General features: G+C 74.9%; 12 protein-coding genes and 1 pseudogene. 6 read left to right on the top strand and 7 right to left on the bottom strand.

Annotation, left to right across the window (positions count from 1 at the left end; all coding sequences use genetic code 11):
• The first annotated feature begins 43 nt into the window (after positions 1-43).
• Entirely contained in the window at positions 44-802 is a 759-nt protein-coding gene (locus tag ACZ5D2_RS37595) for a hypothetical protein (RefSeq protein ID WP_371681124.1), read from the top strand.
• Between the two features lie 47 nt (positions 803-849).
• Here ACZ5D2_RS37595 and ACZ5D2_RS37590 read toward each other — a convergent pair whose 3' ends face one another.
• Complete coding sequence (locus ACZ5D2_RS37590; RefSeq protein WP_371676063.1) at positions 850-1527, bottom strand: GntR family transcriptional regulator; 678 nt, start codon at positions 1525-1527, stop codon at positions 850-852.
• A gap of 141 nt (positions 1528-1668) precedes the next feature.
• On the opposite strand from ACZ5D2_RS37590, the gene ACZ5D2_RS37585 reads away from it, so the two are divergent.
• Positions 1669-2544, top strand: a complete 876-nt coding sequence (locus ACZ5D2_RS37585; RefSeq protein WP_468935829.1) for a (2Fe-2S)-binding protein — start codon at positions 1669-1671, stop codon at positions 2542-2544.
• 192 nt (positions 2545-2736) lie between these two features.
• Complete coding sequence (locus tag ACZ5D2_RS37580) at positions 2737-3801, top strand: DUF2637 domain-containing protein (protein WP_371676065.1); 1065 nt, start codon at positions 2737-2739, stop codon at positions 3799-3801.
• An 87-nt stretch (positions 3802-3888) separates the two neighbouring features.
• On the opposite strand, the gene ACZ5D2_RS37575 is transcribed toward ACZ5D2_RS37580, so the two are convergent.
• Together ACZ5D2_RS37575 and ACZ5D2_RS37570 are read right to left on the bottom strand one after the other, a co-directional pair.
• Positions 3889-4326, bottom strand: coding sequence for an ATP-binding protein (locus tag ACZ5D2_RS37575; RefSeq protein ID WP_371676066.1), 438 nt, complete (start codon positions 4324-4326; stop codon positions 3889-3891).
• A 132-nt stretch (positions 4327-4458) separates the two neighbouring features.
• Positions 4459-5055, bottom strand: a pseudogene (locus ACZ5D2_RS37570) (thiamine pyrophosphate-dependent enzyme); the annotation flags it as partial.
• Positions 5056-5253: 198 nt separating this feature from the next.
• On the opposite strand from ACZ5D2_RS37570, the gene ACZ5D2_RS37565 reads away from it, so the two are divergent.
• Positions 5254-5469: a hypothetical protein gene (locus tag ACZ5D2_RS37565; RefSeq protein WP_267008500.1), complete on the top strand. Its 216-nt coding sequence runs from the start codon at positions 5254-5256 to the stop codon at positions 5467-5469.
• A gap of 146 nt (positions 5470-5615) precedes the next feature.
• Here the strand turns inward: ACZ5D2_RS37565 and ACZ5D2_RS37560 are convergent, their stop codons facing one another.
• Together ACZ5D2_RS37560 and ACZ5D2_RS37555 are read right to left on the bottom strand one after the other, a co-directional pair.
• On the bottom strand, positions 5616-7433 hold the full coding sequence (locus ACZ5D2_RS37560) for a protein phosphatase 2C domain-containing protein (protein ID WP_468935823.1): 1818 nt from the start codon (positions 7431-7433) through the stop codon (positions 5616-5618).
• A 130-nt stretch (positions 7434-7563) separates the two neighbouring features.
• A complete protein-coding gene (locus ACZ5D2_RS37555) occupies positions 7564-11325 on the bottom strand; it encodes a S8 family peptidase (RefSeq protein WP_468935820.1) in 3762 nt (1253 codons plus the stop codon).
• A gap of 200 nt (positions 11326-11525) precedes the next feature.
• On the opposite strand from ACZ5D2_RS37555, the gene ACZ5D2_RS37550 reads away from it, so the two are divergent.
• Positions 11526-12503: a helix-turn-helix domain-containing protein gene (locus tag ACZ5D2_RS37550; protein ID WP_266844118.1), complete on the top strand. Its 978-nt coding sequence runs from the start codon at positions 11526-11528 to the stop codon at positions 12501-12503.
• 24 nt (positions 12504-12527) lie between these two features.
• Entirely contained in the window at positions 12528-13013 is a 486-nt protein-coding gene (locus ACZ5D2_RS37545; RefSeq protein WP_371676070.1) for a DUF456 domain-containing protein, read from the top strand.
• On the opposite strand, the gene ACZ5D2_RS37540 is transcribed toward ACZ5D2_RS37545, so the two are convergent.
• Positions 13010-13921, bottom strand: a complete 912-nt coding sequence (locus ACZ5D2_RS37540) for a DUF2199 domain-containing protein (protein WP_371676071.1) — start codon at positions 13919-13921, stop codon at positions 13010-13012. The genes ACZ5D2_RS37545 and ACZ5D2_RS37540 overlap by 4 nt on opposite strands.
• Positions 13922-14010: 89 nt before the next feature.
• Entirely contained in the window at positions 14011-15111 is a 1101-nt protein-coding gene (gene rsgA / locus ACZ5D2_RS37535; RefSeq protein WP_371676072.1) for a ribosome small subunit-dependent GTPase A, read from the bottom strand.
• Positions 15112-15271 lie beyond the last annotated feature (160 nt).

Here is a 15271-nt window from a genome sequence, read left to right as displayed (position 1 = left end):
GCTGCTTGGTTGCTTCGGGGAGGGCAATGTGGCGGATACCGCCATGTCCGGTGCGGGATCAACCGGGGGCGACGACCCCCTCCAGCGGGCGATATGGCGGCTGCGCTCGCGCGGCTGTTGGACCGACGCGGCGGCCCTGCTGACGCCGCACGCGAGCGAGGCCCGGGCGGCGGTGCAGCGCACCGCGCTCCTGGTGGAACGGTGCCTGTTCACCGGTCAGGGCTGGGCCGAGGCGGAGGACGCCCTGCGGGTGGCCGAAGCCGTGGCCCGGGACGACGAGGAACGCGGCGCCGCCGCCTGCGAACGGGGCCAACTGGCCTACGCCGCCACGGTGCTCGGCGTCCGCGACCGGGCCGACGAGGCCCGCTCGGCGCTCGGCCGCGCGGCGGCCCTGCTCGCGCCCACCTCGCGCAGCCGGCCGCTGCTGGACTTCCGGCGCGGACTGGTCGCCGAACACCTGGCCGACGCCCCGCAGGCGGCCCGTCCGGCGTACCACCGGGCCCACGCGGGGGCGGAGGCGCACGGGGACACCCTGCTGCTGTCGTTCACGTGGCGGCACCTGGCCGCTCTGGCCCTGCGCGACGGCGAGATGGCCGAGGCGCGCAAGGGCTTCGCGGAGTCCCTGCGCATCCGGGAGGACCTGGGATTCCTGGTCGGCACCGCCCCGGCACTGGCGGCGCTGGCCGAGGCGGAACCGGAGCCGGAGGCCACCCGGCTGCGCGCGGAGGCCCGCCGCCTGTTCCACCTGCTGGGCGGCATCCCCACCTGGCTCGCGGACCAGCTGGCCCCGTCCCCTGCCTGACCCGGCCCGGCCTGCCTGACCCGGCCTGCCCCGGCCGGAGCCCCGGGTCAGCCGGCGGAACCCGCGAAGTGCTCCCGTACGAGTGACTCCACCACCGGGAGGTCCTGGGCGATCAGGGCCTCCAGGAGGGCCGAATGCTCCGCCGCGTCGGCGACGAGGTCGGCGCGGCGCACCCGCGGGGCGCCGGGCAGGGGCCACTGCGCCCGGCGGTGGAGCTCCTCCGCGATCCGCACCAGCTGGGTGTTCTCCGCCAGGGAGAGCACCGCCCGGTGGAAGGCCCGGTCGGCGTCCGCGTAACCCGGCAGGTCGCCCGCGGCGGCCGCCTCCGCGGTGGCGAGGGCCGCCGGACGCAGGGCCTCCCAGGTGGCGGCGGGCACGGTGCGGGCCAGCCGGAGCATCACCGGCACTTCGAGCAGGGCGCGGACCTCGGCCAGTTCGGCCAGCGCGCGCGGGGTGCCGGACAGCACCCGGAAGCCCCGGTTGGGCAGGCACTCCACCGCGCCTTCCAGCGCCAGCTGCTGCATCGCCTCGCGCACGGGGGTCGCGGAGACCCCGAAGCGCTCGCCGAGCGCGGGGCCCGAGTAGATCTGCCCGGGTGCCAGCTCCCCGTCGACGAGGGCCGCGCGCAGCGCGTCCAGGATCTGCCCGCGCACCGAATGGCGCAGCACCTTCTGCGCGGGCACCAGTGGCTCCTCGGACACCGGGGCGTGGGCCGCTTCGTGCACTCGGTCCTCCTCCAGGTCTCGACCGGTACCGAGGATAGGTGAATTCCCCCGGTGTGACGGGGGTGCCGTGGGCGTACGGGGCACGAAGATCGGGTAAGGTTAGGCTTACCTTCCAACGATCGCGTGATTCGGTGATGCGTCATGACCGGCCCGGCTGCCGACGTCCTGCTCCCGTCCGCACCCGCCCCGGCCGGCTCTCCGGTGGCGGCGGCGTACGGACGCCTGACCGCCGCCTACCCGGGCCTGCGCATCGACGAGCGCGACGCGCGCGAACCCCTCCCCCGCGGTGCGGGATGGGTCGGCGCGGACGAGCTCGCGGCCGGCGGCGCGGCCCTCGACGACCACCTCTCCTGGGACGCGGACCAGGTGCTGCGGGACTACGGGCGCCCGGCGCGGCCCGACGTGGCGGCCGGCTTCGGCCTCCACCGCTACGCCTGGCCGGCCTGCCTGCTGATCACCGTCCCCTGGTTCCTGGAGCGCCGGGTGCCCCGGCTGCCGGTGGACCGGGTGGCCTTCCACCGGACGGAGGGCCGGATGTCCGTACGCGTCGAGGAGTTCGCGTGCCTGCCCGGCGATCCGGCGGCCGGCCTCCCCGGAGCCCGGACGGTCCCCGACGAGGAGGCACTGCGCGAAGAGGTGCGGGCGGCGGTGGCCCAGCACCTCGGACCGCTGCTGGAAGGTTTCGGCCCCCGCCTGCGGCGCGGCCCCCGGGCCCGGTGGGCGCTGGTCACCGACGAGGTCGTCGAGGGCCTCTGGTACCTCGGGAGCCTGTTCGGCGAGGAGCGGCGGGCCGTCGCCGAACTGCGGCGGCTGCTGCCCGGCGGGCCCGCTCCGTACACGGGAGGCGCGGACTTCCGCACCCTGACCGGCCCCGGCGGCGAGGAGCTGACCACCCGCGACCGGGCCGGCTGCTGCTTCTTCTACACGATCCGCCCCGAGGACACCTGCACGACCTGCCCACGCACCTGCGACACGGACCGGGTCAGCCGGCTCGCGGCGGTGGCCGCCGCCGACTGAACCCACCCCCAGGGATGAAGCTGATTCGAACGCAACTCGGTTGTCCCGCAACCCAGTTCGAGACACAACACCCTATCCGACGGGCCCCGCCCCCCGTTGGCGTCCTCTTGCCCCGAAACCCGCGTGCACCACGGACCCACTGCGCCACTATGGCGCCCGGAAAGCCGCATACGCGAGGCAAGGGACAACCGCATGAGACTGACCGACATATCGCTGGACTGGCTGCTGCCCGGCAGCCTGTTGATCCTGGGCGTACTTGCGGCAGTGGCGGTGCTGGCCCGGGGCAAGCGGGAGAGCGAGAAGGCCGCGGCCGACGACAGCTGGGAACGCAGCGAGGAGCGCAGGCGCCGCAAGGAGGCCGTCTACGGGACCGCTTCCTACGTCCTGCTCTTCTGCTGCGCGGCGGTGGCCGCCGCGCTCTCCTTCCACGGGCTGGTCGGATTCGGCCGGCAGAACCTCAACCTCTCCGGGGGCTGGGAGTACCTGGTCCCCTTCGGCCTCGACGGCGCCGCCATGTTCTGCTCGGTGCTCGCCGTCCGCGAAGCCAGCCACGGTGACGCGGCCCTCGGCTCGCGCATGCTGGTCTGGCTGTTCGCGGGCGCGGCCGCCTGGTTCAACTGGGTCCACGCGCCCAGGGGTTCGGGCCACGACGGCGCCCCGCAGTTCTTCGCCGGAATGTCGCTCTCGGCGGCCGTGCTCTTCGACCGCGCCCTCAAGCAGACCCGCCGCGCGGCACTGCGCGAACAGGGCCTGATCCCGCGTCCGCTGCCGCAGATCCGGATGGTCCGCTGGCTGCGGGCCCCGCGGGAGACCTTCGGCGCCTGGTCGCTGATGCTGCTGGAGGGCGTACGCACCCTCGACGAGGCCGTGGACGAGGTGCGCGAGGACAAGAAGGAGAAGGAGAACGACCGGCACCGCAGGCGGGAGCAGCACCGCCTGGACCGCGCCCACATCAAGGCGCTGGGCCGGCAGAACAGGGCGTTCGGGCGGGCCCGCGCGCGCCAGGTCGACGTGCCGGGGCTGGCCCCCGGATCGGGCTCCGCGCCGGTCGGCGCGGAGCCGGCCATATCGGAAGCGGGACAGCTGCCCCTGCGCCGAAGGCCCTCCCTGCAAGCCGTGAACACCAACGGAAGCGAATCACCTGACCCGTCCGCTCCCCGGACCGTCGACCTCACGGCCGAGGACGACACCCAGACCCTCCCGCGGCTCGACTCGCTGGAGCGCAAACTGAAGGATCTCGAACAGCAGTTCGGATGAGCTGGACCGCACACGTGTCGGCGGGGCGCGTCGCGCCCCGCTGTCGCGCGTCCGGGCCCGGCGGACACCAGGGATCCGGCCCGCGGCTCAGGCCGGGGCAGGCGCCTCCAGTTCGAACCAGACCACCTTGCCGCGCCCCCGTGCGAGTGGATCCACGCCCCAGGCGTCGGCCAGCGCCTGCACCAGGACCAGCCCCCGGCCGTGCGTACCGTCGTCGGCGGACGTTACGTACGGAGTGGGGCGGCGGGCGTTGAAATCGCGCACCTCCACCCGGAGGCGGGCCGCGACGAGGGTCACGGACACCTCGGCACCCTGCTCGGTGTGCACCAGGGCATTGGTGACCAGCTCGGTGACCAGCAGCTCCGCCACGTCGGAGGTCTCGGCGCGGCAGTGGTGCCGCACCAGCTCCCGCAGGGCCCCGCGGACCTCGCCGACCGCCTTCAGATCGGCCCGGCGCACGCTGCGTCTGATCTCGGTCGCACCCGCCCTCGCCGCCCCGTCCCCGACGGACGGCTCGCGCGCCACCGGGCCCCCTCTTCTCCACTGCTTCCCGGTATTCGCCCCCACCCGCACGGCGATGCCCCTCCCGCTTTCCCCACGTGCTCGAACAGGCCTGCGGAATTCATGCCCCCCGGGGCAGTCCGCACTCCTGCGCCCTCAGGGGCGGGGCACGCTGCGCAGATTGCATCGAGCCATCCGGATCATCCGGCCCACCCCGCCGTCCGACACGATCTTGCTGGCGGACAGTGCGAATCCGGTCACCGTTCCGGCGCTGATCCTGGGGGGAACGAACAGCGCGTCGCGGTCGGTCGCCACGTCCACCAGAGCGGCTTCCCGGTGCCGGAAAGCAGGCCTCAAAGCCCCTGTGAGCTGCTTGGGATTCTCCACGCGAACCCCGAACGCGCCGGCCGCGCGGGCGATGGCGGCGAAATCCGGGTTCCGGTTCGTGGTTCCGTACGAGGAAAGGCCGGAAACCGGCATTTCCAACTCGACCATTCCGAGCGATGAGTTGTTGAACAGGAGCACTTTGACGGGCGGGTCGTACTGCATGGGGGTGAGGAAATCTCCCATCGGCAGGGAGCAACCACCGTCACCCGGCATCGGCACCACTTGACGGCCCCGGTCGGTGAACTCTGCGCCGGTGGACTGCGGGAGGACATCGGCCATGGAGCCGGGGCTGAAGGAACCGGTGATGCGGCGCTTGCCGTTCGGGGAAAGATAGCGCGCCGCCCACACGCTGCACATGCCGTCTTCGCCCGCACCCGCGCGTTCGGGGCGCAGCGTCTCCCGTACGTCGCCCCGGACCTGCGGCACCGGTGTCCGTCCCCGCGTCGCCGGTGGCCCACTCCCGGCAGGTGTCACTCGAATGGAGTAACCAAACGCGCCACCCACATGGGTGAAGATCAAGCTGAGTAGTGCCCCAACCGAGGCAATCCGTGAAAGGGAAACCACATGCGCATTCGACGAACTCTCGCCGCCGTCATCGCCACGGCAGCCCTCGCCGGACTCGGTCTCACAGGTGCCGCCACCGCCACCGCCGCCACCCACAACGCCACCGCCACCGCCCACACCGAAAGCCTCACCCCGGGTGAGTGCGTGGACGGCGGCGGAAAGGTGGTCGGGATGAAGTGCGTCGGCGGTACGGGCGACGGGCAGATGGTCGACTAACGCCCACTGGGCGCCCCGCAGCCACGCGCCGCGGGGCGCTCCCGCACGAGCACACTGCGACATCACGGCTCCACCGGGATACGCGGCACGGAGCGGTGGGCCGGGCCGCGACCGGGGCGTGCTCCACCGCCTTCCCGGGCGCCCGCTCACGCCTCCCAGACCGCGGCGGCCGTCCGGTCGTCGGCGTACCCCTTGAGGCGGAGCTGGGTATCCGCGAGGAAGGCCGCGAGACCCGGCGGTTCGCCCTGCGACCAACGGGAGGCGAGCTCGTCGGGGAGCAGGCCCTCCTCCCGCATCGGGTCGGCGAGGCCGCCGGAGCAGAGCAGCAGGGTGTCGCCCGGACGGGCCACGGCGGCCCGGAACCGGAAGCCTCCGGCCGGGGGCCCGTCCGCCTCCAGGTCCTGCCAGCGGCCCGCGCGCAGCCGGAAGAGCCCGCCCGCGCCGGCGCCGAAGCAGACCCGGTTCCGGCACTCGGGGTCCAGGGGCAGCAGCAGTCCGCGCAGTCCTGCGGTGTACGCCTCCTCGGCGAGACCCAGCTCGGCGGCACGGGCCCGCAGCCGGCCGTAGCCCCGGCCGGTGAGGCGCTGCAGACCCGAGAGCAGGGCCTCGCGGCGGCCGGCCCGGATGTCGTCGGCCAGCCGCTCCCGGCTGCGGCCGACGGCCGCGGCGACGGAGTGGCCCAGCTCGGCGGCGGCCTCCCGGGCTCCCGGCGCGGCCCGGTCCCCGCCGGCCAGCACCACCAGGACCAGGCCGTCGTCACCGCCTCCGAAGCGGGCGGTGAGCAGGAGGTCCCGGCGGGCCTCGCCCCGGAACCGGGCGGAGTCCCCGCGCAGGGAGGCGGCACGCAGGGTGTACGTGCCGTAGCGGGCCCCCTCCAGGACGGTGTCGGGGGTGAGGAAGTCCAGCGCGGCCGGGTCGGCGGCGGGGAGGGCGCCGGGCTCGGGGGCGTAGGTGGGGGCCCGGTCCCCGAGGTGCCGGACCGCCGGGCGCGGGCCGTACGACGGGGACTCCGGTGCGTCCGGTGCGTCCGGTGCGTCCGGCGTGCCCGGCGTCGCCGGCGTCTCCGACAGCGCCGCCCGCGCCGGCTCGGCCGTCCCGGGCGGCGGGGGCCACCGCCAGGCCGGCGGGGCGCCGCCGGCCTCGACGGGCGGCACCACCACGTCCCCCCGCACGTAACCGGTCTCCCCGGCCACCCGAGGATCCGCCGGACCGGGCCGGAGCGGGGCTTCCCGCCCCGGCGGCTCCGGCGCCGACGGCCCGGCGGCCGGGGGCTCCCCCGGCACGGGCCGGGCCGGCATCCCGGAGCCGTCCGTCGGCGGTGGTCCGGCCGGCGGAGGCGGCCCCTCGGGGGGCACGTCCCCGGGCACCCCGACGGGCCGGGCCGGTGGCTGCGGACCCGTGGCCGGAGCCCCGCCCCGCGCGGGCCCGGCGGGCGGCCACGGCGGCGGGGGCACGACGGACGTCCCGCCCCGCACGGGCGGCGGCGGAACCGGGGGCACACCCGGCGGCCCCGACGGCGGGTCACCCGCGGTGACCCCGCCGTCCCGCTCCGCCCCGGGCTCCTCGGACGACCCGCCGGACACGCCGGGGCCCACGGTCGGCGGCTCCGGCGCACGCCGCGCGGGCGGCACCGCCACGGCCGGCGGCACGTCAGAGTCGATCGGCACCGACGGAGCCGGCCGTGGGTCGTCCCCGGCGGGTCGGGGCGGCGGTCCGTCGGGGGACGGTCGTGTGCGTGTGGGCGGTACGAGGCCCGGCGGGCCGGGGTGTCGCGGGGGCTCGGGGCCCTCGGGGCGGCCGTCCGGTCCCCGCCGCGCGGCGGGGACCTCCGGGGCCGGGCCGGTCATCAGGGTCGCCGCGGAGCGGAAGCGCTGGTCCAGGGTGTCCCCCGGGTCAGGTTCGGGCCCCGCGTCCGGGTCGTCGTAGAGCTTCTGCCACCAGTCCTCCGCGCCCTGCTGACTCATGCCCACATTGTCGGCCTCCCCGGGCTCCGAAAACCCCCGAACTCACGAAAAGGGTCCACCGGGCCGCCGCCCCGTGGACCCTTCCCGTTCCGACCCTTACGACCCTTACGACCCGTACTCCCCGTACGGACTAGCGGACTTGGTACGCCCGCTCGACCGTCTGGGTGACCGTGGCCCCCTTCGCGTCGGTCAGTTCGACCCTCAGGGACACCGGCTTCCCGGAGGCCCCGGCGTGGTTCACGACGGCGGTCCACCGGCCGCCTTCGTGGCGCACCTGCGCCTGCGTCCAGTTCTCGCCGTCGTACGCGTAGGACAGCTTCACCGAGGTCAGGGCCCCCGGCACGTAACCGGCGTGCCCGGTGGCGCTCAGTCCGATGCGCTGTCCGTCGGCCGCGGCGACCGTCTTCAGGCCGTCCATCGGGGCGTCGTACCGCGGGAAGAGGACGGGCAGGCCCTGCGAGTACGCCGAGGGGTCGAGCTTCGAGGTGAAGCCCCAGGCGGTCCGCACGGCGGTGGACCGCTGCCAGGTGCGGGCGGGCTGGCCGATCTTCTCGATGTTCTGGACCAGCTCGTAGCGGCCCTCCCCGGCCGGGACCTCGAACACCCCGAACGGGTACCCGCTCTCCCCGATGACCTCACCGTCCCGTGTGAGCCGGAGGCCGCCGATGTCGCCGAAGGAACCCGGCTGCGCGTAGTGCGTGCCGTCCCCCCACATGGCCGGGGCGAAACCGATCAGGTTGCCCTGCCGTTCGGCGGCCAGTGCTTCCTTCCCGGCGCGGTCGCGGGGGGCGACCGGCGCGGTCACCCCGTCGTACCAGACGGCCGTGGTCCGGGCGCCCCCGGCGTAGGTGCGCTGCTCGCCCGTCATGAACTCGCCCCAGGGGAAGCTGCTGGAGAGGGTCTGGTCCCAGGCGGTGTCCCCGGCCGTGTAGTACTCCGTCCTCGTGCCGGGGACGGCGACGGTCTCGATCGATCCGAAGAAGACGGCGGTGCCGATCGGCCGGTAGGCGCCGGCCAGGTCGATGAAGTCGGAGGCGACGCCCATGGAGTGGTAGGAGGCGTCGACCCGGCCGAGGTCGCGGTCGCGCACCCGGTAGGCGTGTCCGCCCTGGACCCGTCCCTTCTCGGGGAAGGCGAGGGAGTACGCGTACGGGCTCTTCGCGGTGCCCTTCCATTCCAGGGTGACCTCGCCGGCCGCCAGGCGGGCCAGCAGGCCCTCGCCCTCGGCGGACTCGACGCCCAGGACGGGCAGGGCGCCGCCCGCGAAGCCGGTGGAGGGGACCCAGCGGCCGGGGGCCCCGCGGAAGCCGAGCACGGCGACGGCCCCGGCCTTCTTCGCGTCCTGGGCGACGGTGTTCAGCCCGCCGTCCTCGGTCTTCACGAGGACGACCGCCCCCTTGGCCCCGGCCGCGGCCAGCTCCCCGGGGGTTCCGGTGCCCGCGTCGACGAGCGGGGCGCTGCCGTGCCCGTCGAGGTTGTCACTGCCGGTGGACGCGGTGACGGGGTGCAGCAGGGGGCCGCCTACCGCCTTCAGTTCGGAGAGGACGGGCGCTCCGGCCCGCCAGTAGCTGCCGAACTCGAACGAGCCGTCCTCGGCGCGGCCTTCGACGTCGGCGTAGTAGCCGCGGACGGTGCGGCCGCCCGTGGCGGTGCCGGCGTGCAGCCAGACCCCGCCCCAGCTCCGGGCGAAGGCGAGGGTGGTGGAGCGGGCCTCGACCGGCCGGTCCGCTTCGACGGTGAGGCGGCCGGCCTTGCGGGCGTCGAGGACGACGGTGGTGTCCCGCCGCACCTCGGTCTGCGGGCGGCCGAGGTAGGTGAGGGAGTCCGTCATGGTGGCGCCCTCGCCGGCGTCGGGGGTGGCGACGAACGCCGAGAGGAAGTAGGCGCCGGGGCGCACCCGGTAGACCTGGTCGGCGGAACCTTCGTTGAAGCGGCGTTCGCCGGTGGCGTCGTCGGTGCCGATGACGTCCAGGGACGAGGGGCCGGCGGCGGGCCGCCCGGCGCGGTCGATCAGCTTGACGCGCAGGGTGACCGTCTCGGGTTCGACGTAGAGGGAGAAGGGCGTGGAGACGTGGACGCCGCCGTCGGCGGTGGCGAGGACGCGGCCGGTGACGTCCCCGTACTGGGCGCGTTCCAGCTTCACGGCCGGGTCGAGGGCGAGCGGCACCTTGACGGTGGCCCCGGCGGGGACGGTGACCGTGTTCCGCTCCAGCCGGGCGACCCGGCCGCGTACCGCCGAGCCGTCGTTGCCGGTGACCTCGCCGAGCGACAGCTTCAGGGTGACGGGCCCGCTGCCGGTGTTGGTGTACGGGACCTCGACGTCCGTGCGGTCGCCGCGGTCCTGCGGCCAGTGGTGGGCGCCGCCCTGGACGGCGGGGGCGCCGGTGACGGTGGCGTCGACCGCGGCCTTGACGTCGAGGCGGCCCGCGCCGGTCTCCCGGACGTCGCCGGGGACGGCGCTGTTCGCGGAGCCGACGAGGGCGGCCTTGACCTGCTGCCCGGTCCAGTCGGGGTGGCGCTGTTTGACGACGGCGGCGGCCCCGGCGACGTGCGGGGTGGCCATCGAGGTCCCGGACATGGACTGGTACGCGTACACGCCGCGGCCGCCCATGCTGGCGGCGGAGATGCCGACGCCCGGGGCGGCGATCTCGGGCTTGAGGGTGTGACCGGGTCCGGCGGGGCCGCGGCTGGAGAAGGCGGCGGTGGTGTCGTCCCGGTCTACGGCGCCGACGGTCAGCACGCCGGGGGCGCAGCCGGGCGAGGAGACGGTGTTGTTGCCGGGGCCGGAGTTCCCGGCGGCGACGACGAACAGCGGTCCGTGCTCGGAGAGGCGCTGGGCGGCGGCGGCCAGGGGGTCGTCGCAGGCCGTCCGGGAGGGGTCCCCGAGGCTCATGGAGACGACGTCGGCCTGGGACTCGGCGGCCCATTCCATGCCGGCGATGATCCACGAATCGAGTCCGTAGCCCTGGTCGTTGAGGACCTTGCCGCTGAGCAGCCGGGTGCCGGGGGCGACGCCCTTCCTGGCTCCGCCGCTCTCGGCGCCGGAGCCGCCGACGGTGGAGATGGTGTGGGTGCCGTGGCCCTGGCGGTCGGCGTCGGTGTCGGAGTCGGTGAAGTTCCGCGAGGCGTCGACGCGGCCCTTGAGGTCGGGGTGCTCCAGGTCGGTGCCGGTGTCGAGGACGGCGACCCTGGTGCCGGTGCCGTCGAAGCCGGCCGCCCAGGCGGCGGGGGCGTTCACCTGCTTGGTGGAACGCTCCAGGCTGCCCCGCACCTTGCCGTCGAGCCACAGCTTCTTCAGTCCGCCCGCGGCGCGCGAACGGCTGCCCGCCGAAACGTCGGCCCAGAACTCGGCGGCGTGCTCCTTGTCGGCGGCGAGGGCGACGGCGCCGATGGAGCCGAGGACCAGGGAACGGCCGGCGCCGCGCGGGGCGGGCGGGGCGCTGCGGGCCACGTTCACGGAGCCGTCGTAGACCGCGATCAGGGGGAGCTTCGCGGCGTGGGCGTCGTCGTAGCCCTGGCGGATGAGGCCGGTGACGTTGAAGAGCTGCGGGTCGACCGTGCCGGCGGCGAGCGCCCGGGTGGCGCCCTCGGGGTAGACGTAGAGGTCCTGGCCGCTCTGGCGGGTCTGGACGACGGGCTGGGTGCCGTTGGCGCGGGGCATGGCGGTGGCGGCGGTGCGGCCGGCGGCGTCGGTGGACACCAGGATCCGGTCGCCGGTGACGAGGGTGACGGTGACGGGCGCGGTCGGGCGTTCGCCGGCCGCCGCACTGCCGGCGAGTGGTCTCCCGCCGGGCACCGCGTCGGACGGTCGTGCCGCGGACGGGCCGACGGCGGTGACGGCGAGGACGGCCGCTGTGGCCGCCCCCAGCGCCGTGCGCGATATCGGGCGCATCGCTCTCCCAAGGTGAATTCCGGCCAATGGCGTGTTTGTAGGGCATGACGGCCCTACAAGTACCTTCCGGCCGGAGGTTGTTGGTGCTGCGGTGGCGTCACCCTGGCAGAGCGGCGGGAGGTGCGGAGATGATGTCCGCGGCGGGTTTGCGCCGTGGCCGCTTCCCGCCAGGAACGGCACTGACTATGGGGGTGGACGGCTTGCTGGGTGCTATAGGCCTGGACGAGGGCCAGGAGACGGCGTACCGCGCACTGGTGGCACTGGGGGCGGCGGAGGTCCCGGACCTCGCGCACCGGCTGACGCTGCCGGTGCCGCAGACCGAACGGGCGCTGCGGCACCTGGAACGGCACGGCCTCGCCGCGCAGTCGTCGGCCCGGCCGGGCCGCTGGGTCGCCGCCCCGCCCGGCGTCGCGCTCGGGGCCCTGCTCACCCAGCAGCGGCACGAACTGGAACGGGCGGAGCTGGCGGCGGCGCTGCTGGCGCAGGAGTACCGGGCGGAGGCGGCCGAACCGGCGGTGCACGACCTCGTGGAGGTGGTGACGGGGGCCAGCGCCGTGGCACACCGCTTCCACCAGATCCAGCTCGGCGCCGTGTCGGAGGTCTGCGCGCTGGTCAGCGGCCGGCCCCAGGTGGTGACGGGCATGGAGAACGAGGCCGAGGAACGGGCGGCGGCCCGGGGCGTCGCGTACCGGGTGGTCATCGAGCGGGAGGTGCTCACCCTGCCGACCGGGATCCGCGAGGCCGGGACGGCCCTGGCCCGCGGGGAGCACATCCGGGTGACGACCGAGGTCCCGACGAAGCTGGTGATCGCCGACGGCACCCTGGCGATGGTGCCGCTGACCGCGCGGGGGGCGGAACCGGCGGCCCTGGTGGTGCACGCCTCCGGCCTCCTGGAGTCGCTGCGGGGCCTGTTCGAGGCGGTCTGGCGGGAATCCCGCCCGCTGCGCCTGGGCACCACGGGCTACGCGGAGGAGGGCGACGGCGGCCCGGACACCACCGACCTGGAGATCCTCTCGCTGCTCCTGGCGGGGATGACGGACGCCAGCGTGGCCAAGCACCTGGACCTGGGCCTGCGGACGGTGCAGCGCCGGGTGAAGGGGCTGATGGAGCTCTCCGGGGTCACGACACGGCTCCAGCTCGGCTGGCAGGCGTACGAGCGGGGCTGGGTGGCCCGATAGCCCCCGGTCGGTCAGGCTGGGCAGATGGATCTGCCTCAGCTGCTCCTGGTGGGGCTGGTGCTGCTGCTCGGGGTGCTCGGGGTGATGGTCCCGGGCGTACCGGGGACCTGGCTGGTCTGGGCGGGGGTGCTGTGGTGGGCGCTGCACGAACGGTCCGCCCCCGCGTGGACCCTGCTGGTCGCGGCGACCGCCCTGCTGCTGGTGGTGCAGGTGGTCAAGTGGCTCCTCCCGCCGCGCCGCCTGCGCGGCACCGCGGCGAACCGCCGCATGGCGGTGTACGCGGGCACGGGCGCGCTCCTGGGCTTCGTCCTGATCCCGGTGGTGGGATCGGTCCCCGGCTTCGTGGGCGGCATCTACCTCTGCGAACGCCGCCGCCTGGGCACGCACGGGGAGGCCTGGTCATCGGTCCGGGCGGTGATGCGGGCGGTCGGCACGAGCGTGCTGGTGGAACTCGTCGCGTGCCTGTGCGTCGCGGCGGCGTGGCTGGGCGCGGTCCTGGCGGGGGCCTAGGCAGTGGTGGCCGTGCGGGCGAGGGAGCGCCAGATGTGCTGGGCCCAGGCCAGGTCGGCGGGGTCCTCGTGGGTGCAGTGGATTGCGGCGGCACTGCCGGAGGAGTGCAGGGTGAACCCGTAGAACTCGTGGCGGGGGCGGCCGTTGTCCTGCGGCGTCGTCCAGAACGCGTACCGCAGGCCGCCGCCGGGCAGCTGCTCGCGCACCCGCTGGGCGGGCCGCGTGTCGGGGGCGCCCGACAGTACGGCGGTGAGGAAGTCCGCCGGGGCGCGGCCCGGTACGTCGTCCCGCATCAGGTTGACGGCCGCCGTGCGGTGGGGGCCGTCGAACCGGTCCGCGCCGTCGGCGAAGGACGCGGTGAGTCCGGCAGTGCGCAGCACCGACCAGTGGTCGCCGAGGTCGGTGCGCACGTCGACGGGGAGCCGGTACGGGAAGCGGCTGAGGACCTCGTCCCGGTCCCAGACCTCCGTCACCACGCGGGCGGCCACCGGATGGCGCACGTCGACGACGACGGGCAGTTCGTCGGGGTCGGCGACCCTGGTGGTGAGCTCGGCGCCCAGCAGGTCGTCCCCCCACGGCTGGATCCGGTTGGCGAACCTGCCGCGGAAGGAGAAGCCGGCGTAGCCGGGTTCCCCCCACAGCTCGTGGGCCCGCCGCAGGGTGGCCCCGTCCACCTCCACCCAGGCGCCGAGGACCAGCTCGGTGTCGTGGCTCAGCCGGACGGGCAGCAAGCAGCGTATGTAGGAGCCGCCGCCGTCCACCCGGAGCAGGGCGCGCACCCCGAGCCGGTGGAGGGCCTCCTCGGGCAGGCCGCGGGCGGCGTCGGGCAGGTGGTAGCCGAAGTCGATGCGGCGCCCGTCGGGGAGCGCCTCACCGCAGCAGGAGCAGGCGGGAAGATGCGTGGTCACCCGTGCACCCTATGGTCGGTGCCCGAACACCGCCGGGGCCGGGTGGGCCGCGTGGCCCGCCCGGCCCCGGGGAACCCCCGGGGGACCCGTCAGGCGCGGCCGTTGCGCTTCGCGGCGTAGTTCGCGCGGCCCACCGCCGACTTCATGCGCCAGTCCCGGCGGATCTCCGCCCGCAGCCGCGCGTCCGTCTTCGCGACGATCCGCTGGTTCTCCCGCATCAGCTTGCGGTAGCTCTCCAGCCGGCGTTCGGGCAGCTCGCCGGCCTCCACGGCCGCCAGTACCGCGCAGCCCGGCTCCGCCTCGTGGGCGCAGTCGTGGAAGCGGCACCGGGCGGCGCACTCCTCGATCTCCGAGAAGACCTGCCCGACCCCCGCCTCCGCGTCGAACAGCCCGACGCCCCGCAGCCCGGGGGTGTCGATCAGGACTCCCCCGCCCGGCAGGGCGAGGAGGTTGCGCGTGGTGGTCGTGTGGCGGCCCTTGCCGTCGACCTCGCGGGTCTGCTGCACGTCCATGACGTCCGCGCCGAGCAGCGCGTTCGCCAGCGTGGACTTGCCGGCCCCGGAGACCCCGAGCAGCACGCTCGTGCCGCCGGCGGCGACGGCCGCGAGCACGTCCGTGCCCTCCCCGGTGTGGGAGGAGACGGTGAGCACCGGGACGCCGGGAGCGGTGGTCTCCACGTCCTGGACCAGGTAGCCGAGGGCGGTCGGGTCCGGGACGAGGTCGGCCTTGGTGAGGACGACCAGCGGCTGCGCCCCCGACTCCCACGCCAGCGCGAGGAACCGCTCGATGCGGCCGAGGTCGAGCTCGCCGGCGAGCGATACGGCGATGATCGCGTAGTCGACGTTCGCGGCGAGGATCTGCCCCTCCGAGCGCTGCGAGGAGGTGGACCGGACGAAGGCGGTCCGGCGCGGCAGGTACGCCTTGACGTAGCGCGGGTTTCCGGTCGCCTCGACGGCGGCCCAGTCACCGGTGCAGATGACGCGCATCGGGTCGTGCGGGGTGACGAAGGCGGTGTCGGCGCGGACGACGCCGTCCGCGGTCATGACGTCGCACTGCCCGCGGTCCACCCGGACGACACGGCCGGGCAGCAGGCCCTGGTCGGCGTACGGAGCGAACTCCGCGTCCCACGCGTCGTCCCAGCCGAAGGCGGTGAGGGCGTGCGGGAGGGAGGAAAGAGAAGAGAGAGACAAGGGGAACCCTTCACAGGGTGGCCCCGGCAGCGCGCGCCCGTGGGCGCGCGGAGAGGTATGGGATCAGCCGGAGGCCACGGAGGTGGCAACGATGATGAACTCCTGAATGCGGGCCGTGCCCGTCTCCGTGACAGTCATCAATGTCCTCACCTCCTGATTC

It is taken from the genome of Streptomyces sp. NPDC031479, assembly GCF_055581065.1.
This window is presented reverse-complemented; position numbering and strand designations above follow the sequence as displayed.